We start from the raw sequence: 24,016 nt of genomic DNA, 5'->3' as shown, positions 1-24,016 counted from the left end.
TCAAAATGAAAAATATATATATTGCACTTCTTTTGCTATTTACTATAATAAGCCATGCACAATCAAATGATGATTTAGTAATTGAAACTTCTACAGATCAGGCTTTGGTTGTTTGCAGTGATGCCGTTACTTTTACTATTAAAATTACAAATACCAGTAGCGGTATATTGTCTGACATCGTTTATAATTCAACTCTGCCAGACGGAATTACACTTGTAAATTCACAATATACTAATGAGAATACCCCAGGACAGATTCGTTTTTCTATTCCTGATATTCCTAATAATGAAGTGCGTACGTTTACCTATACAGCCAAAGGTGATTGTACATTACTTACAGAATTCGATGCTGCTGTTGATACAAATGCTACGTTTACGGTTATAAATGACAATACTGTTGCATATCATGTAGACGGAGTAGCACAGCCTACTTTATCTGGGTCTTCAGAATCTTATAATGTTAATTTTCCAGAGCTTTTCGTCAAGGTTAAGGATCAGGATGTTAATATCCAAGTTGGTATATTAGAAAAAGATGCTGATGGATCAATTTTTAATAGGGAGATCGAAGTGAGTAACAGTGGGCTGGGTCAAATCGATCAATTTAGAATATTTGTTGACTATGATGACAAAATTGATTTTAATGAATTACGATTATCAACAGGTCAAATTTTAACGCCTGTTGGACCAGCAGAAAATTCACCTGAGCCATTTATTGGGCTTAAACGTCTTGAATATGTAATTACGGATTTTTCAGTAATTGGTAACGGTAATGCCTTATTTGAACAAAATGAAAAATTTACGTTAGTTGATGAAGTATCCTTGGGTGCCGGAGATTGTTACGCGTCATTGGCTACCAATTATACTGCAGTATATGGTTGTGGTACGAATACAGTAGATAGTACTCCTATTTTCTGTGAAGCTATCGATGATAAAGATGCGACTTCTGTAAATTATTTGAGTTTTATAGAAGGTGCTCCTAAGTTCGGCATATTTACAAGTTATGAAGTTATACAACCAGGAAATTTATGCGGCGATCCTATCAAATTCAAATTGAAGTATACTAATTCTGGTACAGGTTCTTCAATTCCTTCAGCAGATGTGGCTTACGACTTATTTATAGACAATCTTTCTCGGATTTTTAGAGTGTCGGGAGTAAATAAATTATACATAGGAGGTAGAGAACTTTTGTTACAAGACAACGAAAATTTCAATTTCTCGGATAATCCAAATGGTATCTTTAGTACAGATCCAGATGGTACAGGTATTGGTCTTGAGGATGTTGATAAAGACGGAGTTTATGATGATCTTCCTGTGGGAGCAACCTTTGAAATTGATGTTGATATGAGCATAGCCTGGGATCCAGTATACTTTGATGATCTTTTCATAGTGGATATGTTAAGAATATCTTTAAAATCGTATTCCAACAGTTGCTCTGGAAACGTTGTAGCAGCTGCTAATGCTGGATTAGGTTTAGATTCAAGAGAAAGATATGCTCCATTTGATGAACTTCCTGCAAATTTAAATACAGGAGATTCAGAAATTTTAAAATTCAATGTCTTTATGAATTATTTGTTGTTTACACAACATCAATTGAATCGACAAAATCCAAATAATAGTGGAGCTATAACTATTACTCAGAACTTTCTTTCTAGATTTAAACTTCCGGAGGCGTATAGTATAACCTCTGTGACTTGGCTTGATGTTGATTTTGATGGCTCGGTAACAGGTTCTAGAGATGTTTCATGGACAGAGATTGGATCCAACGAATATGAAGTAAGAGATGGAGGAAGTCGTGGGCGTTATGAGGTGGCTGTAACTGTTGAGTGTCTTAACACAGCAGCATCAAACGATAGCGATATACAATGGAAACATTATATAGATGTATGTAATGACTATAATAGTCTTGAGCTAATAAAAATAGCAGAAACCAATTCTTCGATAATAACAAACTATTTTAGTTGTGACTCTGGACCAGGTGGGGGCTGTGATTTTACAACAACTGAGTTTGACTTAACAAGAAATACTTTTGGTTATTCGCATTCAAGAAGTTCTGTTATTTTTTCAGAAGGTGAGTTGTTAACTCAACCTGTGGTTACAGCAAATACTCCTGATATAGAGTTAGATGCTGCATATCCAATAGATAAAGTTTTGGTAAAATCATTAGGAGAGCTTAACACAGATACAGACGAAATATATAATGAGATTTCTTTTGAATTTTCTTTTGAACTTCCTACGGGTACTAATGAAAGCTTATTGATACATAGTGATAATGGGATTTTGACAGTAGGAGAGAATAGCTACCCTCTCACTGTTCCTCAAATTAGTATTGATCCAGAAACGAATATCATAAAATATAGATATACTGTACCTATAGGGTCTGTATCTGGAACCAATATAAGATTAGAAGTTAATAATTTGCAGATGCAATTTGCAAAAAAATCAGAAATTCCATTAACTAGAGGTGTTCATGAATTATCATCTCTTAAAGCATTTTTTGCTGGAAAAAAAACAGATGGATCAGCAGGTTGTGGAATTTCGAAGGCGACTAGATTTGATTTATACATACCACAATTTACTCAAGATGTAAAAGGTGCCGTTTTCTTAGAATGCTTTGGTAAAATCGAATTGGCCAATGTATTAGTATATTCTGCGACTGGGAATGATGATTTTCCTAATGAGTATAGACCCATAACAACATTCGAAGAAATTGGATTTGTATTGCCAGAAGGATATCAATTAAAACCAGAAACATCATCATCTTTCAGTTATTCTAGTTTTTATGAATTATTTCCTTCAAGGTTTTCCATGGATGAACAAGTTGTGGTAAATAAAGTGAATCTCCTAAAACCTTCAATGCCTGCTCCCAGTGCAGACAGGTCTTCTAGATGGTTTCGCATATACAGTACAGTAGAACCTATTTGCGAAGATGATATATGGGAAGGAAGTAAAGAAATAATTAGTAATATGTCTTATAGGGATATAATCGAAGATCCAGAGACGGTTATTAATTTTTTCGATTCACCGAATGAAAATCCTAATAGGCGAGTTTATAATAATTATAACCTTCCTCGTTTTAATACAGTGCCAAATCAGGTACAAGAAGGTTTTGAACGTGTAACTGATTGGCCAGTACAATTTTGTAACGTTTCGACTACTTCCAGTTCAAACAATGTAATTCGAAACGCATGGATGGCTTTTGAGCTCAAACCAGGTGACAACAGCACAATTTTGGTTGGGGCAAATGATCAAAACGGAAATCCTATCACTGGAGATAACATTGTATTTTATGGTCCTGTAAATCCTAGATCAGGACTTCCTCAAAATATGATGGTTAGGGTAAGTGGCAGAATAAACAAAAATGTCTGTACAACAGTTTATCCAATAGCAGAATATAGAGTGTGCGAGAATGATGTAGAACAAGATATAAATATGTTTTCTGGTTGGGCTTGTGATGTTTATCCTTTTTCAGAAGGAAATATCGATTTGACAAGCGTTAATTCGATACTAGATCCAGGGATTTTACAGTGCCAATTTAGAGTAGAAGAAGATGTTATCACTTTACGATACAAAACAGGAGATCTAGACTGGGAGGTAGATCGAGCAGGAGATAATGTTGATCTATGTGAAGATATAGCTTATGATATAAAAGTGGTGAGCTCTAAGTTTGCGAATGTATATGATACAAATGTAACTATTGACCTTCCAGAAGGAGTTTTTGCTTCAAGCACCAATAGTATTACATATACGTTTAATGGAGCGTCTGCTACTGTTCCTTCGTCTTTTATTCAACAAAATGTTACGGCTTCAGAAGATTTAATCATTAATGCGTCAGATTTAGTAACTTCTTTGTTAGTGGCTTCGGGTGACCTGGCTAACGCAGATGAAAGTACAATTCCTGGAATTCGGTTACCCGGTAAAAATGAAATTACATTTAGAGTTAATTTTAACTCTGATTGCAACTATAATCCAGGAAAGCCTATACAATTTTTCCTTAAAGGAACAACAAACTGCTCAGAGAATGTTAGTCTAAAATTTGATAGACTCATCCCCCTTAATGGGTTAACATTACCAGGTTTAGATGTTGATATTACGGCAAATAACTTTTTAGTATGTAACGATCTTAATGAAATAACGGTAACTATTGATAATACTAGTGCGAATACAATTGCGCAGCAACAATTAGTAATAACATTGCCAACAGGAGTTTCGTTTGCGAATGTTCCTAATGGGTATCCAACACCCACCAGTACCGTCGATGGTAAAGTGATTTGGGATTTAGCGGATTTAAATACCACAAGAAGTCAGGTATTTAAACTTAACTCACGACTTAATAATTTATCTCTTACAAATTTGATATATGAAGCAGAGACTATACAAAATGGTCAAGCTACGTGTATTACAGATAATCAAGTTTGTGATCTTGAGGTAACTACTGGGAGTGATACTATTGAGGTATTGAGCACACCATTTCCGGGGATATCCATAAATCCTTTGAGCAGTCTACCTGCGTGCGAAGGTGAAAATGTAGTTGTCGAAGTTGTCTTTAATGATGGTACTATAGGGGGGGCATATACCTATAGCTGGAATGTACAACCCATAGCATCTAATGGTAATCAATTTACATTTAGACCTCTCAATTCTACTAATTTACAAGTTACATTGCAATCTACAGTTAATCCGGATCCAAGTTGTAGTGCTTCAGCAAGTTATAATGTAGAAATATACCCGGGCGCAAATCTCAATTTACAATTGGTAGAAGGAGTGAGTTGTGCTGATCAAGCTGACGGAACTGCAACGATAACCATAACCGGCGAATCGGGTACAGGATATCTCGAGCAGGCACCTTTTGAAATTGTAGGCTCAACAAATCCTGCAGTTGTTACTATTGGTCAACAATTAGCTAGTGGAGAACAATTAACCATTAACAATCTGCCAGAAGGTAATTTTGGTATTACGTTAAAAGATCAGTATGGATGTGAATTCGAACAGAATATCAATGTACCTATCGTAAGTGGTAATAGAATTTATGGTGTATGCGTTTCGCGATTAAACTGTGGGGTAGAGGGAGGCGATGTAGAGCTGTCATTTAACACATTAGATTTTCATTCAAATATCACCGGGACTAATTATACAGGAAGAGTTTACAATGCTTCATCTGGAACTAACGGAGATATCATAACGTTTAACGGAGTATTTGGAGATACACAAACATTTATACTTAACGATGTTTTAGCTTACAACAACTATCTAATTGAACTTACAGCAGTAAATGGATGTGTTTTTTCAAGCGGATTTCAACCACAACCACTAAGTGTAAATGCATTTATTTTACCAGATGGTAATCCTAACCTAACCATATGTTTTGAAAACCAGAAAACAGATGTAGATTTCCGTATAGGAAATAATATAAACGATTGTACCGATTATCTAATCCCCAATTATACCATTTTATTTGGAGAAGTTTCAGGGTCTGGAGATTTTATTGCAGAGCCACAAATATTCGATAATGTTGTTGATGGTCCCTTTACATTACAAGATGTTGGTCCAGGTGAATTTAAAATTGTTCTACAACCAAATACGATAACCGGATATGCACAACCATTAGAAGTATGTGAGAATGAAACTTTTTTCAATATAAAAACACAATCTCCATTTTCTGTAGATGCTATAAGTGTTGATCCCAAATGTTATGGCGAAGCTACTGGCGAGGCAGAGGCTGTAGTTTACGGTAATTACGGAGAAATATCCTATGAATGGACAGATGTAGCAACCAATCAAATCGTCTCTCGAGGATATAAAGCAGAAGGACTGCCTGCGGGGGTTTACAGGCTTGTTGTTATCGATGAAACAGGTTGCGGACCTGTTGATCCTATTATCGTAACCTTAGAAGATCCAGAACAATTACAACCGTTAACTCTAGAGGATATTCAAACCAGTTGTGATGCAGTAGCAGGATCTGAAACTTCAGAGGGTACCGCAGATCCATACAATTCTGGAGTATTTCCATTGACGTTCTCCTGGTATGAAGTAACTGAAAGAGAAATCACTATCGAGGATGGTAATACAGTGATCGAGCAAGTTGAAGAATTAGTCTATGAAGAAACCATATCCTCTCCAGGAACTTCTACGTATCCTGGTATAACACCGGGAAATTATAAAGTAGTATTAACCGATGCCAATGGTTGTTCTGTAGCCACCGAAGTCACTGCAATAACACAGCCTCCCGTTGCACGAAATTATAATATTTGTTTACGTTGGAAATCTAAAGAAGAGACTGAACGTAAATCTCCAACTCCACCTAGAAGAGATAATAATATCAATGGATCAAATATTCGAGAGGCTATTTCTGAAGAAGTAGAAAGATGTGTAAACGATGCCAAGGATCAATTGGCGGCAAATGCAGAGACAGCTCTAAATGATGTCGAAGGATTAGATGATGAAGTGGTATTAGATTATGAGCAGGGAACTAGCGATGTATACCATTTTACATTATACTATTACGATAGAGCCGGAAACCTGGTTAGAACCGTACCACCAGAAGGAGTTCGTACTGTAGACGAGCGTGTTTCTACGGCGCACACTTATGTTACGGGTTACGACTATAACAGTATTGCTCAATTATCAAGTCAAAATACACCAGACGGAGGGACTTCTCAGTTTGTATATAATGATATAGGACAATTATGGTACTCGCAAAACGAGCGTCAGGCGCGAGAAGGCGTATTTTCCTACGTAGTTTATGATGAACTTGGTCGAGTACGTGAAGGAGGAGAGGCTTTACTAAGCGGAAAAGTATTTCCAGATGACTTCTTGGTTAATAATCAGGCAGATCCACAAATTGCGATAGCGCTTCCGGTAGATGATAAAATAGAGTATATACAAACGACCTATAATGATCGAATTGAAGACATTACCTATCAAGATCAACCGCAAAGATTCTTAAGAAATAATGTAAGTTTTATCAATAATAAAGATAAAAACGAAAAAGTTACCAAGACGTATTATAGTTATGATCCACATGGTAATGTAGAATGGTGCGTACAAGAGCTTCCAGGTATTGGAAGAACCACAGTGGCGTACACGTATGATCTTGTTTCGGGTAATGTAAACGAGGTACACTTCAACAAAGGAAGAGTAGACGAATATCGACATAAATACACCTATGACGAAGACAATAGGATTGTTTCCGTAAAAACATCAAAAGACGGGTACATTTGGGATGAAGATGCTCGTTACGATTACTACTTGCATGGCCCATTAGCCAGAACAGAGCTTGGGGAAGATAAAGTGCAAGGATTAGATTTTACGTATACCATTCATGGATGGTTAAAGGGAATCAATACCCCCGATCTAGCTCAAAATGCATATAATCCAGACGGGAATAATACACGTGGTGATGATGCTTCTAAACACGCCAAAGATGAATTTGGTATGGCATTAGGATATTATCAGGGAGATTTTACTCGAGATGGAGTGTTAAATTCGGGGTTAACCGCAGCAAACCCATTTAATTTAGAACATGCCGTAAATGGAGTGCAACAGAATTTATATAATGGTAATATTAGCACCTGGACTTCTCAGATAGCTGAAGAAGCTAAAGAAAAAAACAGAGCTAGTTATCTCGTAGGTAATGCATATCGCTATGATCAGTTGAATCGAATCAAAGAAGCAACGTCTCAGTTGTATAGCGATACCAATCAAACATATGGTGCTATTGGCGGAGCTTCAAATGCGTTCAAAACATCTTATCTATACGATAGAAACGGTAACTTACAAAGATTACAACGCCATAAAGATGATGGTCAGTTGATGGATGACCTTACCTATCATTACGATTTGGAAAATCCTAATTTATCGAATCGTTTGACACATGTTGATGATGCTGTCGGACAAATTAGTGCAGAAATTAATGATTTGCCTGACCAAAATTTAGGAAACTACGAATATGATGAAACCGGACAACTCATTCGTGACAATAGTGAGGGATTAACTTATGTCTGGACGACCGCTGGTAAAGTATCAGAGATTATTCCTGATCATACAGGAAATCCGGATACCCAAAAAGTACACATGTCTTTTACCTACGATGGTATGGGTATGCGTGCTATGAAGCAAGTAAATCGTTTGCCATATAATGAAGCAGGAGAAGGGCCATACATTCATAATCCGGCTGCTGTAGAAACTACGTACTACACTTGTGATGCATCGGGTAACGTGATGGGGATTTACAAGCGGGAAGATGTAAAAGTAAATCCTGATGATCCCGATGATAATTCATATACAGCAAACTTTAGCATCTCTGAGCGTCCTATATACGGTAGTGATCGCGTAGGTCAAGATGTATTTGAAGAATTGATATACACACGTATTTATGGTTTCAATACACCAGCAGATTATCAGGAAATCGCTGTACGTTTTATGAGCAACATCACCAATGCATCAAATACTATATTCTTGGTGCAAAATGATACTCAAGAGCTTACAGATGCCAATGGCGATATACTACAGATTACTGGAACAAAAATGGCTAATGCGAAGGCAGATAGAGCTTTTAATGCATTACAATACGAAGCGTTACAACCAGATAATGAGGCTTTATTACCGGTAGAAACCGATAATAATATTTTCACGATAGAGGATGATCAAGGTGAAATGTTATTGTACGGAGTAGTAGCAAATACGTATTTTAGTGAAAGTCCTAATAGACCTGTAGTGTTAATCTACAACAAAGAAGGTAACCTTATAGAGGGACTAGAAAGTTTGAATGACGATTCTAGAGCTCCTCTTGATCCAAAAGCGAAGGCAATCGTACTAAAGCATCCTTCGTATGCAGGACAATATTTATTGTTCTACAGAGATATAGATTCTGGCATGCACTGCACCACCATTTATGCAGAACGAGGGTACGCCTATATAGACAACTATAATCATCAGGAGTTTGCGTATAGTAATTATGGGCGTCACATGGCTGTAATTCAAGATAGGCAAAATAAAACTTCGTATCTTTATACGACCATGCATACCGAAGGTACGGTTGATGAAAATGGTACTATAACATCGCCCCCGGGTACCAATTTAGTTCGATTTACCATTAATCGATTTGGTCAAACAACATTCGACGGTACGTTATTACCAGAATACTTTGACAGTTTTGATACCGAAGGTAATGGTGAAATCCAAATTGCTACCGATGGTAGTGCGATTAGTTTGTATCACAATACGTCGCTACCATCACAATGGACGGCTGCTACCGATGCTGAAATACGTACCTGGCAACTGGATACAGAAACCAAACTGCCCATTGCAGAAAGTGTAGCAACTATTGTAGTAACCAACGGTAACATTGGTAAAGGTTCTTTGATAAACACGGGAGATGATATCTATTATACCCAGTATACTCAGGATGTAACTACTAATTCTGATACACAGGTAGTAAAACGAGCCTCAGACAATCAGGTGGTTGCAAATACGTTAGGAGATTTACGTATCAATAAAGACGATAAGCTGTATCAGTTTGCTACTGGAACCGACAGTGGTCAAGAATGGAATTTGGATACGCAAACCAGTACAGCACTAAACAATCTACCAGTCACAAGTAATGGTGCTACAGGATATCAGCCTTATCAGGCATATACTATTTTGACTGATCAAGGTGATGCCACTGATGGTTTAGTCTATCGCGATTTGGGTAATAAATACTACGAGATTAAAGATCACTTGGGCAATGTAAGAGTAGTTGTAAATGATCGTAAAAATTTGGATCCTGCAACAGGTGATCTTACAGCTAAAGTTGAAAGCTATAATAATTATTACGCTTTTGGAATGTTGCAGCCCGGAAGGCATAAGGATAGTAAGTCGTATAGGTATGGTTTCCAGGGACAAGAAAGCGATGATGAATTGAAAGGCGAGGGGAATTCTGTAAACTATAAATACAGAATGCACGATCCTAGATTGGGGAGGTTTTTTGCTGTGGATCCGTTGGCAGCCGATTATCCATGGAATTCTACATACGCTTTCAGTGAAAATAATGTTATAGATCATGTTGAACTGGAAGGTCTTGAGAAAGCTCCCGTTAATGAAACGTGGAATATGACTAACGATGAGGCAACAGCTACAGACCTCGGTAAAGAACATGTAGATTTTTCGAATGAATATAAAGGTCATATCGATGGATCAAGCGTATCAGCATGGAAATTGACAAGTGGAGCAAATGCAGGAAATTATGTAGCTCTTTTATTCGGTGATAATTATCCTGGATCTTCTCATTATTTAATAGGAGCGGATGAGATGACTGGAAATGGATTTGATATTTCTTCTACATCAGGCGGATACTATGGTTTCATGATAGATTGGAATACCGATTTTAGAAGACATGTTATGTCTGGTTATTATGATACTACTGTTGCTACAGACGCTTTATGGGGATTAATAAAAAATGAAGGTCAAATAAGTTATCAAGTATCTTTTGATACATATCTTATTACAGGTTGGTCAGATAATGGTTCACCTACCGCAGTATTTGATTATGAAATAACGAGTGTTGATCGTCAATGGTCATCACATACTTTAAATATTGGTGTGTATACAACAGCATTTACGGAGTTGGCTGCATTAAGATTATTAAGGGGCACAGAAGTTGTTCATGGTAATTCTTTAGCAAGTAAAAGGCCGACTTGGGGATATAAATTATATTTGAATGATGGTACATTCTTAAAAAATGGAATTACGTCAGCAGCAAAAGCTGAAGCAAGATATACAAAATCATTCATGTCTGATAAATACATGAAGAAGGTTTTGTTTCCTAATAGAAAAAAGGCCTATGATTGGGAATTTCTTCAAAATACAATAGATAGAGGTCCGTGGAATAAAAATATGCATTAAGATATGAGTGATGAAAGTAATATAATAGGGTGTTTTGTTTCTTTAAACATGGAAGATGAACAAGGGGATTCGTTTCGGAAGTATCTGTGGGGAGACGAAGGTTTAGACCAAAATTTGAAAAGATTGAATTATGAAGATTATGGAAAAGATATAAAACGAATTTTGTTTCAGTTTTATGTTAATCCTATACCCTATGAATTAAACAATTTAAATGATATTGAAAACTATAGAAAAAGAGAGAAATCAATTGGGATACCAATAATTATTAATAATGAAAATTTTTTTAGTAAATCAGAGTCTGATCGTTATAACTACATAATTTTTTCTATTCTTCAAAAGTTAGATTTACTCGCTGAAACAATTGCAAAGAAGAAGTTAGATACAAAAATTGAGTTTTTAAAAAAGGACTTCCAAAACTTATTTAAAATCGGGGATGATTAAAAAATCAGAGAACTCAAATTTTTGTAGCTTACAATTCAAATAATTATATGATTTTCTAAACTTAAAAGCATTACTAATAAACTATGTCTTGTCCTAAAAAAAGTTTACATATTTTACATTAAATATAAAATAGATTTACAACTTATTTTTAGTCCTATTATTGGGATAATTAAGAAAAAACGACCAGAAGTAATTTCTTTGAGAAACATAGAACGTATAAATTCCATAATATATCAGTTCTACATTTTATAAGTTTTGCTACTGTTGATTGGATAAATAAGTTTACAACATAAGACTTCTCATACTGGCACCTAAATTCTCTAGGTTGCCTTAGAATAGGAAGTTATTAATTATATAGATGTATATGCTATATGATTAAGAATTTTTAAGTAGGATAATACAATTATAGTAGCTTTTAACTAATTCTTTCAATACGAAAAACGTTAAAAATTAGGAATAAGATAAAAAGAAAACCCCCAGTTTCATTTTTTGAAACTGGGGTTTTGTATTCTTGCACTATAAATCGTATAAAACGATGGTTTGCGAGCAAATGTGTTCTTAATAAAAAGTTAAATCTTAACAGTTTAACAACATAAAAAAGAATATATTTGCCTTCAGAATTTTAGAAAATTCTATGAGTTTTTGTGAAATAAACCTTAACCATTAGTTTGTTAATCACTAATAAGATGATGTGATTCTATTCCCATGCTAAGCGCAGTCAAAGCGTAATCGCTAAAAAGTAATAGGTATAAACCAATGCTGTGAATAGTAACAAATTTTAATAAAAACATCGCTTTAAGAATACGAAAAGATAATGTTTAAAAGTTATGTTAAGGATGTTAGAAAGAATAGTATGAAGGTAAGTATACAAATACATAAACTCTATATCTTAATGAAGTGTAAATTCCTACTTGTATTAGTAATGATATGTGCAAATTCGTTTGCACAATATACATATCCAAAAACAAGTTTAGCTAAAAATGTGCTAGCCTCTACCTTGGTCGTACAATTGCTAGATGGTGATAATGAGGTCGTGTCTAGAAGAAACGATGATATTATTGCTGTATTTAGAGATCATTGGAAGCATACCGATCTACTTTTTCTTACACAATCACAAATTGATAGTCTTGCAGAAAAACATAAAAATGGATATTCGTATGTTTTTCAGGATGATTTTGAGTACAACGAAACGCGAAATAGACATATCAATAGCGATGGTTCTATTCATCCTTTTGGTGATGGTATGGGAGGGAGATTATCATATAATGCATTTACTTTTGGGTATTATAGCTGCTACCTCAATGCTCGTATCGACGGAGATTATGAATTTATAACTAGTATTGGTTTTGCAAATGATAATTTACGTAAAACAGACTACCTCTTTCTATATCAACAACTCTCAAGGTTATTAGATGCTGCCGCCCAAGAAAAACCAACTAAAGAATATTTCAACGTTAATAGAAATATAGAAACGCTACCATCAAAAACCCTGGTCTTGCCTAAACACTTTTTTAAAGAAAAGGATTACGGTAAAATATCTAAATACTACGATCATTCGTATGAATTAGTTGATATTGAAGTGTATGAACAAACAATTTTAAATAGAGAGGTAGAGAAAGCATACGTTAAAATTATATGGTCCCACCAGCATAAATTGTACATGTGGGTGGTCGTTAATGCAGAAGACGGTGCAATTCTGGCAATTACTGGTTTTGGTGGTGTTAGCTTTGGCTCATATCATACAGCCAATGAAATTATCAAAGCAAAGCATCTAAAATATACAACCAGCAAGTTTGCACAAAAAATCAATAATCGATATGGCGGGTAAGTATTTCAAATGTATACATAAGTCAAGATATCTGGGGATAATGCTGATGGTTTTAGCGGGGTGTACAACTGCCATCGAACCTTTCAATAAAAAGAATGTAAGTGACCAGGAGTATAAAGAAAAATTTCAGATTACCGATAAGAAACCCAAACCGAATTCAAAGATTAAATACTATTGGTATAAGTCTAGAAAGGTTCATTCATCTCAAGGAGATTTTGCCGGAGAGTTGCTAGACGGCTTATATACCAAACACTTCTATACTAATGCATTAGCTGAAAAAGGAAATTTCAATGCCGGTAAAAAAGTGGGCACTTGGAAAACATGGTATAAAAATGGTGAGCTTGCGACCGTATCTCATTATAAAAGCGGACAATTATCTGGTAGAAATATTTTTTTTGATAGTCTCGGTCATATACTTGCTATCGGTAAGTATGCACGTGGTAAGCGTACCGGAAAATGGGTGTTTCCACAGATAAATGACACTATTCGATATCGAAAAGGAGAGGTAGTGGTAGTTAAGGCAAAGGATACGACCAGTCCTGGTTTTTTCGGTAGTATTTTTAAGAAAAAGGGTAGAGATTCTATTGTAGAAAAGCGACCGTCTAGTTTCTTTAAAAAGTTATTTTCTAAAAAGGATAATAATCCGGTTTCACAAAAAAGTAAAGGCAGTAATAAAGGTTCTTCTCCTAATCCTAAAAAGAAGAAATCTTCCAATTCAAAAAAGGGAAAAACGATGAATAGTCAACAAAAAAATACAGATAATAAGAAAAAACCGAATTTTTTTCAGCGTCTATTTACCAAAAAGCAAAAGGAAAATACATGATTAAAGCAGGTTCTATAGCATATGCAATACTCATTTGTATTGTAGTAGGGATATTCTGTTATTCACTTTTGGCAATGAGTGGATATTCTAGAGTATACACAACTATGCTTGATACCTACACTGAAGTTTTCTCTACCAATGCGTCGGCTCAAGCATATTTTTTGAGTAAGGTAGAAGATATTGAAGAAAAACAGCATACCGTAGATATTTTTGAAGACGGTATTTCTTCATCTGGGATAGTAAAACCCTGGGGTTTTTATAAAGTGCTGCTTACTTCATCAATTTTTAAGAAAGACACCATACAGCGAGCAGTTCTTATTGGGCAGCGGCTCAAAGAAGAAAATCAGGCCTTGTATTTATCAGATGCTTCAAAACCATTATTTATGGTAGGTAAGGCAAAGATTACAGGTACGGCTTATCTTCCAAAGTCAGGAATAAAAGCAGGATATATTAGTTCGAATGCTTACAGGGATTCAAAATACTTAGTGGGATCAAAAAGGGTTTCAAAAACCAGTTTACCCAAAATTGATAATGTGAACTTTGGTTATGATCAGGAAGTTAAAACCATTCAATTACAAGAGCTAAAAGATGACGTTTTGATGTATAATGATTTCTTTCAAAAAACAGTAGTCGTTATAAGTGACACTACCATTTTAGAACGTAAAAAACTATCTGGAAACATTATTATTACGTCAAAAGATTCAATTTATGTAAAAAAGAATAACGAATTAGAAGATATTATCATAAAAGCACCTAAAGTGGCTTTCGAATCGGGTTTTAAGGGTACTGTACAGGTGTTGGCACAAAAAGTTGTGGGTTTAGAGGATAAAGTACTTCTGCGTTATCCGTCGGGAATCTTTATGAGTACAGGCAATGTAGATGAACGAAAAGTAAGGATTGGCGAACAAAGTAAGGTATTGGGTGGCATAGTGCTAAGCGATGATAACCGCGGTATCGATAAAATGATAACCATAGAAGAAAATGCTGAAGTAATAGGAGATATTTATTGCAGTGGAAAATTACAATTAAAAGGAAAGGTTACCGGAGCGGTCTATGCGAGTAGCTTCTATTTACGTACCGAAGCTTCGGCATATGATAATTATATTTTGGATGGAGCTATAAATAGGCAAAATCTTCCAAAAGAATTTGTGAGAATACCGTTATTTAAAAACAAAAGCGATTACAATACGCCTTATGCCATCATCAAGCAAATATAGAGTTAAAGCAGGTTCTATAATAGAATCTGTAATTGCGATGACAATTATTGCTATTTGTTTGTCGATGGCCTTGATCATTTATGCAAGAGTACTTGATGCCGATCATAATATTGCAAACTACCAGGCGCGACAAAAAGTGAAAGAGTTGCTTTTGGAGACTAAAACTGAAAAATCGTTTGTTGACGAAAATTATGATTATGAAACGTTTTCAATACAGAAAAAAGTAGAAGAATTGATTAAAAATAGTGGGTATACTATAGAGTTTACCATAAACGTGCAATCAAAAAAAGAAATACATACATATATTGTTAGCTTATAAAAAACATACCCGTCTATCGGCTTTTACCATACTAGAACTAGTCATTGGTATTACCATATCTTCTTTGGTAATTACTATGGTGTATGTGATATATGACAATTTATCAAGACAGGTAATAACTTATTCGCGACAACAGGATGAACTCATGATATACCACCAGTTCGAGGGGCTGTTTTCTAAGGATATCCAGCTAAGTAAAAAATTATCAGTTATCGATAAAGCGCATATAGTGCTCGATATGCACGATAAAGAAATACACTATTTTTTCAAAAACGATGAAATTATAAGAAAAGAAGAGACTTTAGACACTTTTCGTTTAAAGGTGATGGATGTGAATTTTAAAAGTGAAGAAAAGATAGAAGAAAAATGTACGCGAGTGCGATTAAAAACCAAGCTTTTAGGTGCTGATTTTGAGATTTTTGAATCCAAAGAAATCTCTCTGGCTCAACGAATGAATGATTATCTATTAGATGAGTATTAATATATCGACATATAAAGCGAGTAAAGAAGCGAAGACGAGCAAAAGAAGTGAAAACTTTTTTTCTAAAGACATTAGTCTGGGCAATCGTTTTTCTGATAAAGACAAAATGGAATTTTATAAAGAACTGTCTGTTTTGTTAAGTTCTGGAGTAGATTTTAGAAAAGCACTAGAGATATTAAAAGATCAACAAAAAAAAGAGAAGCATAAAAACTTAATAGCTGCCATTACAAAAGAAGTGGTGCAAGGAAAAGCGTTATTCGAGGCGTTAAGAGATTCTGAAAAGTTTTCTCCCTATGAATACTTTAGTGTAAAAATTGGAGAGGAAACCAGAAAGCTAGACGAAGTACTTTTAGAACTCAATCAATATTTTGATAGAAAAGTGAAAATGAGACGGCAACTATTATCTGTTTTTACCTATCCGTTTTTTGTTCTTTTATTAACTTTTGGAGTGCTGTATTTTATGATGAAGTATGTCGTACCCATGTTTGCTTCTGTATTTAAACAATTTGGAAAGGAGTTGCCCGGTTTAACCAAAAAGATCATTTACGTATCAGAGCATTTTTCAACGATCAGTTTGCTGTTTATGGGAATCGTATTTTTTATGATCGGTTTTCACTTTTACTTTAAAAACCAGGTTTTTTATAGAAGAATCATGTCTCAACTGGTAGTTAAAATACCATTTTTCGGAAAATTAATAAAGAAAATATACATCACCCGTTTTTGTCAGTCACTTAGTTTATTGCTTTCGGCAAAAACACCTTTGGTGACTTCCTTGGATTTAGTGCAACGCATGATATCGTTTTATCCTTTGGAAACGAGTCTAAATGTTATTAAAAAGGAAATTACAAAAGGAACACTTTTTTCTAAGGCATTAGCAAAACATTCTATTTATGATTTTAAACTGATCTCATTGGTTGGAGTGGCAGAACAGGTTAATAAATTAGATGAAATGTTTGAAAGATTAGCAAAGCAATATGATGATGAAGTGCAACATCAAACCAAAATGATAGGGGTGGTTATGGAACCGTTAATTATAGTAATCATTGGATTGGTCGTAGGAACGGTTTTGATTGCAATGTATTCACCAATGTTTGATTTAAGTAAAATTATTCAACCTTCTTAAAAAAGGAAAATGAAAGACAATAGATATAACCGTAAAAAAATGTATGTAAAGGCGTATTCCATGTCAGAGCTAGTCATTGTATTGTGTATCATCGGTATTTTAATACTGCTGGTCTTACCTAATCAAACGTCTGTGGTTTCACAAGCAAAAGCCATAGAAGCTCAAAGCATGTTAAATCATTTATACGGACTGCAAAAAAGTTATTTCTACAGGCACTCGAAGTATACTACAGATTTTGAAGAATTAGGATTCGAACCTGCAGCTTCAATAAGCGAAGGTGGTCAGGCGGTATATAAAGTAGAAATTATAGAAGCTTCTACGAATTCATTTAAAGCAAAGGCAGTATCCTTATCAGATTTTGATGGAGATGGTAGCTTCAACACCTGGGAAATAGATCATAACAAATTATTAAAAGAAACAATTAAGGACTAATGCCAGATTTTTTGATTTTTCTTTTATTTCCTGTTTTTGGGATGATGTTGTATCAAGATGTGAAGTTTAGGCAAATACATGTACTATTGCCTATAGTCGTTCTTGTGATTGTCACATATATTAATATGAGCAACTTAAATTTTCAGGAAATGATCAAGTCTTTAGTCTTTATTAGTATTAATTTTTTAGTCATTGCGGGTTACTTCTCCATAAAGAGAAAAGAAATACTAAATCCGTTCAAAAATTATGTAGGAATAGGAGATTTAATTTTTCTAATTGCCGTAATTCCCATGTTTTCCTTCAGGAATTTCATGTTATTCTTTATTTCAGGAATGATCTTTTCACTATTAATTCATCTCATATGTCAACCCAGAAATGTACAAACAACAATTCCGCTGGCGGGGTATCTTTCTTTATATGTAATGGCCCTGATCGTATTTGATTTTTTTCTACCAACAAATATATTTTTCGATTTTATCATTTGAGCACAACCACCAACATACAAATCTCTGTAGAATTACAGCAGCTTATCAATGCAGATTTGGCGCATCACTATGGTATCATTCCTAAAAACGATTCTGATGATGTATTAGAGCTGTACATAGATGAACAAAAGATGAGTTCTGAAATTAAAGAAGAACTCGAACTATACTTAGGAAGAACAGTAGCGTTTGATAAAATTGCTTCAGAGCGATTAAATAAAGCACTTTTCATTTATTACAGAAAAAAGCAAGACAATCCAGCGACAAATACGAAGAGTTTATCATCGGTAGAAAACAGCTTTTTAGATAATTTAATATTCGAGGCAAAATCGATAGGAAGTAGTGATATTCATTTTGAAGTATATGAGGATGAGGCCAGAGCCAGACTTCGTATTGATGGTGTTTTGGTTGAAAAATATAAAGTTCCTAAAGACAGCTACCTAGAGCTTGTCAATAAAATTAAAATTGAATCCAATCTGGATATTACCGAAAAGCGATTACCCCAGGATGGAAGAATAAACTATAAAGATTTTGATATTCGGGTTTCTATACTTCCTACATTACATGGTGAAAAAGTGGTGATGCGTCTATTGGGTAAAGATGCTTCAAACATAAAATTAGAAGATTTGGGGCTACAGGCAGATGAAAAAGAAATATATCTGGAAGCAGTAAAGAAAAGCAACGGGATTGTTCTCATTAGTGGACCTACCGGATCGGGTAAGACGACTACGCTCTACGCTACCTTAAAACTTCTCAACGATGTTAAAAGAAACATAGTTACCGTTGAAGATCCCATCGAATATACATTAAAAGGAATTAATCAGGTACAGCTTAAAGAGGATATCGGACTCACTTTTTCTTCGGCCTTACGATCTTTTTTACGACAAGATCCAGACATCATTATGCTCGGGGAAATACGGGATGCCGAAACTGCAAAAATGGCGATAAGAGCCTCTTTAACCGGGCATTTGGTACTATCGACTATACATACGAATTCAGCATTAGGAACCATTTCACGCTTAGTAGATATGGGAGTTCCTGCTTTTTATATCGCAGAGACCTTAAATCTATCGGTAGCACAACGACTGGTTAGAAAACTTTGCGCTGATTGTAAGAAAGAAACAACTTTTAATCCCAAAGAATTACCCAGAAACTATAAGCTTCCAAAAGTATTGAAATCACATTTCGTACCCAATGGATGTGAAAGTTGCTATTATACTGGTTACAAAGGACGAACAGCCATTTATGAAATAGTATCGGTTACAGATGAGGTTATGGATGCAATTAAGAATACGAGTAACAATTTAGAACAAAATATAAAGTATAAGTACGAGAGTCTTGCAGATAAGGCATTCGCTCTTTTAGAAAATGGAGAAACATCGCTAGAAGAAATTTACTCGCTACTTATAAATGCTTGATTATGAAAAAACATGTGTATTTTATCATAGTATTGTTTACCATCTCTATATATGGTCAACAAAATATTCAAAAAATAGAAGAGCAGATTAATGCATTTGCTGAAGAAACCCCAGAACTTAATGAAACTATTCAAATCGATGTTTCGGGACTGACCTTATATGACTTTTTGAATTCTATCGCCATAGAACATAAACTAAATATTAGTGCAGATCCTGACCTTAACCAGATTGTTGCCAGTAGTTTTTTTGATGTTCCTGTTAAAGATGTTTTTCTTTTTGTGGTAAAAAAGTATAATTTAAGTATAGAAATCATTAACGGTATTCTTGTTTTCAAAAAAGCAGCTGTTAAAAAAGAGCTTCCCAAACCATTTATTCCTAAAGAAATTGATATTTCATATAACAGTTCTAACGATTTTCTGTCTGTAAAACTCAAAAATGATTCGTTACCGGCAGTCGCTAAGAAAATAATTGATGTTTCTGATAAAAATGTCATTTTGGGACCTAATGTTAAAAATGAAAAAGTCTCGGCCTATATTCTTAACCGACCTTTTGACCAGGTATTAGAGATGATGGCAAAATCAAATAAATTGATAGTTACCAAAGATGAAAACGGTTTTTATTATCTGGAGAAAGACCAAGAGGTATCACCATCTGGATCCAGAACTGCTTCATCTAGAAAAGGAAAGAAGGGAAATGAATCAAATTCTGAAGCAGAGATAACGGTGCAACCTAATGGATATTTAAGTATACAGGCATTCGATACCGATGTTGCTTCGTTGATCACGGACGCTGCCGAAAAATTGAAAGTAAATTACTTCATGTATGAGAAGCCAGAAGGAGCAACTACCACACTAGTTGTCAATGAAATTACTTTCGACGAACTTCTGGATCACGCTTTTAAAGGGAAGAACAGCACGTATAAAAAAACCGATGATTTTTATTTGATCGGAAATCAAAATGCCGAAGGTTTAAGAACTACAGAGTTAATACAGTTAGAAAACAGAACCATTGAAACCGTTTTAGAAACATTGCCTGCAGATTTAATAGAAAATGTTGAACTAAAAGAGTTCGTAGAGCTAAACGGATTTATGGTTTCAGGATCAAGGCCCAGAATACTAGAGCTTAAAGAATACGTGAGAAAAATAGATAAGGTGGTTCCTATGATTTTGATCGAGGTGCTCATCGTGCAATATCAAAAAGGATACGACATTCAAACAGGAATAAAAGCAGGAATAGATCCACAACAGCAAAGAGTAACCAATGGTGTTCTTTTTCCGAATTCGGATGTAAATTTAAATGCGAGCTCGGTCAATAATTTGATAGATGCGTTTAATGGATTTGGTATTTTCAATTTGGGTAAAGTTGCAAAAGACTTTTATTTAAATCTGAAGGCACTAGAAAATAATTCGATCATCAGATTACAATCGACCCCAAAAATTTCAACCCTTAGCGGTCATGAAGCTAAACTTTCTATTGGCGAAACCAACTATTATTTTGAGCAGAACAATAGACTAATCAATAGTGGTTTGGGTAACGATATCCTTCAATCTGGTCAATGGAAAGCTACCGATGCCAATTTAAGTGTTAATATAAAACCTTTTGTTTCTAAAGATGAACAAATCACATTAACTATTGTAGTCGAAAAAAGTTCATTTTTGGGCAGGGCAGGAGAGAATGCCCCACCGGGTAAATCTACCCAACAATTCGAATCCCTGGTTAGAGTAAGAAACGGAGAAATGATATTGTTGGGGGGGTTAGACGAATTAGAGAGAGAAAACTCTGGAACAGGTACCCCGGTATTGTCTAGAATCCCGGTTCTAAAATGGTTTTTCAGTAGTAAAACCAAAAGAAAAAACAAATCGAAGCTACATGTTTTTATTAAACCTACAGTAGTATATTAATGTTAGATACTATCAAAAATATAAGTAGTACCTTCTTTCAGGAAAAAAAATATGCTGTTATTGGCATCATTCTGGGGGATATTCCTACGTATAATGTACTTATCATTGATAAGAAGTCAGAAGATATTGCGATCAATACCTTTTTTTCTACTCAGGATTTTGAAGTAATCAAAGCTAAAGTCAATACGTCATTACCCGTTCTCATTAATTTTTTTGGTAAAGGAGTTATCAATAAAAAAGTATCATCGCAGGGAAATTATTTAAAGGAAGTATTATTTAATGCATCTGTAGACGACTTTTATATATACGAATTAACACAACTTGACCAAAAGTTTATTTCTATTGCGAGAAAAGCAGTAATCCAACCTTATTTTGACAACTTTAAAGCAGATCGATACTTAATTGTAGATTATAGTATCGGGCCATTTGTAGGCGCAATACTTCAAAATCTGGTAAGCGAACCTACGATTACTTCTTACGACTATGAGCTTGTTTTTGAGCAAGAGTCTGTAGTAGATTATACTAAAGACGAAAAGAACAATGTAACGTATACTATGGGAGAGGAACAGATCGATACTATACAGGTTCCTTTGTTTTCTACCTTAATTCAGTATCTGTATCCCTCGGATAACTTAGAATATACCAAAGATTTTTTAGGGCATAGCAAACAAGAACATTCCTTAAAAAAAATAGTGAATACGGTAGGGATATTTTTGGGCATCTTTTTTCTTTCTACTTTATTGATTAGTTACTTTTTGTTGACTTACTATAACGATAAGTATGTAGCGTACGAATCGCAATTATACAATCTTAATGATACCTATTCTCAGGTTAAAAAATTGGAAGAAGAAAAACAGAATAAAACCAAGATTATTAACGAATCGGGTATTCTTAATCAAAACTTTCTATCATTTTATATGTATCGCATGGCAAGTTCTGTGCCCAATAAAGTGAGTTTGGATATAGTACGGGTAAATCCAACATTGAAAAAAGTAAAGAATTTTGAAAAAATAGAGTTTGAAACTAATGCAATTATCATTCTAGGTAGTGCAGATTCAAGTACATCAATAAATAATTGGGTAAAACAATTGAAAAAGGAAGACTGGGTCGCTAAAATAGAAATTTTAGATTTTAGTACCAGTAGAGAGCGGAAGAATGAGTTTACATTAAAAATTATGGTAAAGTAGTGTTTGCAAATCTTACAAATAAACAGAAACTATTGGGTATTTTGGTTCTAGGAGTCTTATTATTTCTAGCGGCTAATAAACGATCCTACCAAGTAACCAGGCAAGCTTACCACCAGGTTAAAGAGTTGGAAAATAAGCTTAGTTACGTAAACTCTACTACTACCGATATAAGTAGAACCCAGGCAGAACTTGAGTTCTATGATAAAATTATTGGTAAGCAAGGAGTAACCCCTGAAGAAATACAACAAGAGATACTCGATTTTGCAACGATTTATGATCAGGTAACGGTTTCGAATCTAGACGAAATTCATTTGGCCGAAAGTAATGGTTTTAGCATCATAAGTAATCAACTTATTCTAGAAGGTGATTTTTATTCGTTGCTAGAAGTAGTATATGAGTTTGAAAAGAAGTTTAAATTTTCAAACATAGTTAGTATTTCGTTTGTAAAGGAGAAAGAATATAGAACTCGTAAAAATAAATTAACAGTAAAGATAATATTCCAGAATTATGAGAAGAGTAATTAACATACTATTCGTATTAGTAAGTTTGCTGCTATACGTGGCATGTGACGATGTTTTAGAAGACGACATTACCGATGATTTGGTTAACCCTATATTACCGAATGATGACGCCAATTTGGAAGGGAATGCAGTTCAGTTTGTGTGGGACGCCATAGCAGGTGCAGAGGAGTATAGAATTCAGGTCATAGAAAACGAAAGCCAAAGAAGAGTACTCGACTCTTTAGTTTCTGGAGATAACTTTACGTATGCACTTAATCCAGGGTCATATGACTGGAGGGTACGAGGAGAAAATTTTGCCTATGTTACGGCATTTAGTTTTCCGTTATCTTTTACGCTCAATTCATCGAATGATTTATCTAATCAAATAGTGTTTCAAACATCGCCTTCAGATAATTTATTTACGAATACGAATAGCCAGATTATTTTAACCTGGGATCGATTGCTCGCCGCTACATCTTATACTGTTGTTGTCGAAAAAACAATCCAGGGAAATACATCTACAGAAATTCAAACATCTGATCTTACCGATACTAGTTTTACCCTTACTACTACAACCTTGAGTGAAGATGCCGTATATACCTGGAAAGTAAAAGCTTCGAATGATACGAGTGAAACCGCGTTTTCAACAAGAACCATACGTTTAGATACCCAAGATCCTAATCAACCTACCCAAACCGCTCCTACCAACGATGAAAGAGTAACTACAACAGTTACTTTTACATGGACCCTTGGCAGTGACACGGGAGAGGTACAATCTCCGGTTACCAGTATTTTAGAAATAGCATCAGATGAAGGCTTTTCGACTATACTCGAGACCATCGAAACAGATCAAGCATCTCTAGAGATAGATTTTACCGATACAGGAGACTATTTTTGGAGAATACGAGCTCGTGACCAGGCAAATAACGAAAGTCCTGTGAGTGAGATTAGAAAATTTACGGTAGAGTAATTTTAACCATTACG

Annotated in this window: 14 protein-coding genes; all 14 read left to right on the top strand. The window is 34.8% G+C overall.

The features are described 5' to 3' along the window. Nucleotides 1–5: 5 nt before the first annotated feature. The 14 genes from J8281_RS11650 (at nucleotide 6) to J8281_RS11585 (ending at nucleotide 24,002) form a co-directional block, all read left to right on the top strand. The gene (locus tag J8281_RS11650; RefSeq protein WP_210197806.1) at nucleotides 6–10,880 is read left to right on the top strand and encodes an RHS repeat-associated core domain-containing protein; all 10,875 of its coding nucleotides are present in this window, start codon (nucleotides 6–8) and stop codon (nucleotides 10,878–10,880) included. Between the two features lie 3 nt (nucleotides 10,881–10,883). Next, entirely contained in the window at nucleotides 10,884–11,321 is a 438-nt protein-coding gene (locus J8281_RS11645; RefSeq protein WP_210197805.1) for a hypothetical protein, read from the top strand. A gap of 892 nt (nucleotides 11,322–12,213) precedes the next feature. Continuing rightward, nucleotides 12,214–13,149 (top strand): hypothetical protein, encoded by a 936-nt coding sequence (locus tag J8281_RS11640; RefSeq protein ID WP_210197804.1) that lies wholly within the window; start codon nucleotides 12,214–12,216, stop codon nucleotides 13,147–13,149. After that, nucleotides 13,139–13,972 carry a toxin-antitoxin system YwqK family antitoxin gene (locus J8281_RS11635; RefSeq protein WP_210197803.1) on the top strand — a complete coding sequence of 278 codons (834 nt, stop codon included), beginning with the start codon at nucleotides 13,139–13,141 and terminating at the stop codon, nucleotides 13,970–13,972. Before J8281_RS11640 ends, J8281_RS11635 begins: the two co-directional genes overlap by 11 nt. After that, on the top strand, nucleotides 13,969–15,189 hold the full coding sequence (locus J8281_RS11630) for a polymer-forming cytoskeletal protein (RefSeq protein ID WP_210197802.1): 1,221 nt from the start codon (nucleotides 13,969–13,971) through the stop codon (nucleotides 15,187–15,189). Before J8281_RS11635 ends, J8281_RS11630 begins: the two co-directional genes overlap by 4 nt. Further along, nucleotides 15,167–15,508, top strand: a complete 342-nt coding sequence (locus tag J8281_RS11625) for a type II secretion system protein (protein WP_210197801.1) — start codon at nucleotides 15,167–15,169, stop codon at nucleotides 15,506–15,508. The genes J8281_RS11630 and J8281_RS11625 overlap by 23 nt, the downstream gene beginning before the upstream one ends. Beyond that, on the top strand, nucleotides 15,495–15,989 hold the full coding sequence (locus tag J8281_RS11620) for a type II secretion system protein J (RefSeq protein ID WP_210197800.1): 495 nt from the start codon (nucleotides 15,495–15,497) through the stop codon (nucleotides 15,987–15,989). The genes J8281_RS11625 and J8281_RS11620 overlap by 14 nt, the downstream gene beginning before the upstream one ends. Further along, nucleotides 15,979–17,112 (top strand): type II secretion system F family protein, encoded by a 1,134-nt coding sequence (locus J8281_RS11615; protein ID WP_210197799.1) that lies wholly within the window; start codon nucleotides 15,979–15,981, stop codon nucleotides 17,110–17,112. Before J8281_RS11620 ends, J8281_RS11615 begins: the two co-directional genes overlap by 11 nt. A gap of 9 nt (nucleotides 17,113–17,121) precedes the next feature. Further along, nucleotides 17,122–17,544, top strand: a complete 423-nt coding sequence (locus J8281_RS11610) for a type II secretion system protein (RefSeq protein WP_210197798.1) — start codon at nucleotides 17,122–17,124, stop codon at nucleotides 17,542–17,544. A gap of 481 nt (nucleotides 17,545–18,025) precedes the next feature. Further along, nucleotides 18,026–19,444, top strand: coding sequence for a GspE/PulE family protein (locus J8281_RS11605; RefSeq protein WP_210197797.1), 1,419 nt, complete (start codon nucleotides 18,026–18,028; stop codon nucleotides 19,442–19,444). 2 nt (nucleotides 19,445–19,446) lie between these two features. Beyond that, a complete protein-coding gene (locus J8281_RS11600; RefSeq protein WP_246849100.1) occupies nucleotides 19,447–21,345 on the top strand; it encodes a type II secretion system protein GspD in 1,899 nt (632 codons plus the stop codon). Beyond that, on the top strand, nucleotides 21,345–22,532 hold the full coding sequence (locus tag J8281_RS11595) for a PilN domain-containing protein (protein ID WP_210197796.1): 1,188 nt from the start codon (nucleotides 21,345–21,347) through the stop codon (nucleotides 22,530–22,532). The genes J8281_RS11600 and J8281_RS11595 overlap by 1 nt, the downstream gene beginning before the upstream one ends. After that, the gene (locus J8281_RS11590; RefSeq protein WP_210197795.1) at nucleotides 22,532–23,056 is read left to right on the top strand and encodes a hypothetical protein; all 525 of its coding nucleotides are present in this window, start codon (nucleotides 22,532–22,534) and stop codon (nucleotides 23,054–23,056) included. The genes J8281_RS11595 and J8281_RS11590 overlap by 1 nt, the downstream gene beginning before the upstream one ends. Beyond that, the gene (locus tag J8281_RS11585) at nucleotides 23,040–24,002 is read left to right on the top strand and encodes a hypothetical protein (protein WP_210197794.1); all 963 of its coding nucleotides are present in this window, start codon (nucleotides 23,040–23,042) and stop codon (nucleotides 24,000–24,002) included. The genes J8281_RS11590 and J8281_RS11585 overlap by 17 nt, the downstream gene beginning before the upstream one ends. Nucleotides 24,003–24,016: the final 14 nt, after the last annotated feature.

This window comes from Aquimarina sp. U1-2 (assembly GCF_017897595.1).
Taxonomy (GTDB): Bacteria; Bacteroidota; Bacteroidia; order Flavobacteriales; family Flavobacteriaceae; genus Aquimarina.
The sequence above is the reverse complement of the archived record's forward strand: the minus strand, read 5'-3'. Positions and strand labels throughout refer to the sequence as shown.

Excerpts from the sequence above, each read along its gene's own strand:
- J8281_RS11625 (WP_210197801.1), top strand. The coding sequence starts at position 15,167 with ATGCCATCATCAAGCAAATATAGAGTTAAAGCAGGTTCTATAATAGAA.
- J8281_RS11630 (WP_210197802.1), top strand. The coding sequence starts at position 13,969 with ATGATTAAAGCAGGTTCTATAGCATATGCAATACTCATTTGTATTGTA.
- J8281_RS11600 (WP_246849100.1), top strand. The coding sequence starts at position 19,447 with ATGAAAAAACATGTGTATTTTATCATAGTATTGTTTACCATCTCTATA.
- J8281_RS11645 (WP_210197805.1), top strand. The coding sequence starts at position 10,884 with ATGAGTGATGAAAGTAATATAATAGGGTGTTTTGTTTCTTTAAACATG.
- J8281_RS11595 (WP_210197796.1), top strand. The coding sequence starts at position 21,345 with ATGTTAGATACTATCAAAAATATAAGTAGTACCTTCTTTCAGGAAAAA.
- J8281_RS11610 (WP_210197798.1), top strand. The coding sequence starts at position 17,122 with ATGAAAGACAATAGATATAACCGTAAAAAAATGTATGTAAAGGCGTAT.
- J8281_RS11635 (WP_210197803.1), top strand. The coding sequence starts at position 13,139 with ATGGCGGGTAAGTATTTCAAATGTATACATAAGTCAAGATATCTGGGG.
- J8281_RS11615 (WP_210197799.1), top strand. The coding sequence starts at position 15,979 with ATGAGTATTAATATATCGACATATAAAGCGAGTAAAGAAGCGAAGACG.
- J8281_RS11640 (WP_210197804.1), top strand. The coding sequence starts at position 12,214 with ATGAAGTGTAAATTCCTACTTGTATTAGTAATGATATGTGCAAATTCG.
- J8281_RS11650 (WP_210197806.1), top strand. The coding sequence starts at position 6 with ATGAAAAATATATATATTGCACTTCTTTTGCTATTTACTATAATAAGC.
- J8281_RS11585 (WP_210197794.1), top strand. The coding sequence starts at position 23,040 with ATGAGAAGAGTAATTAACATACTATTCGTATTAGTAAGTTTGCTGCTA.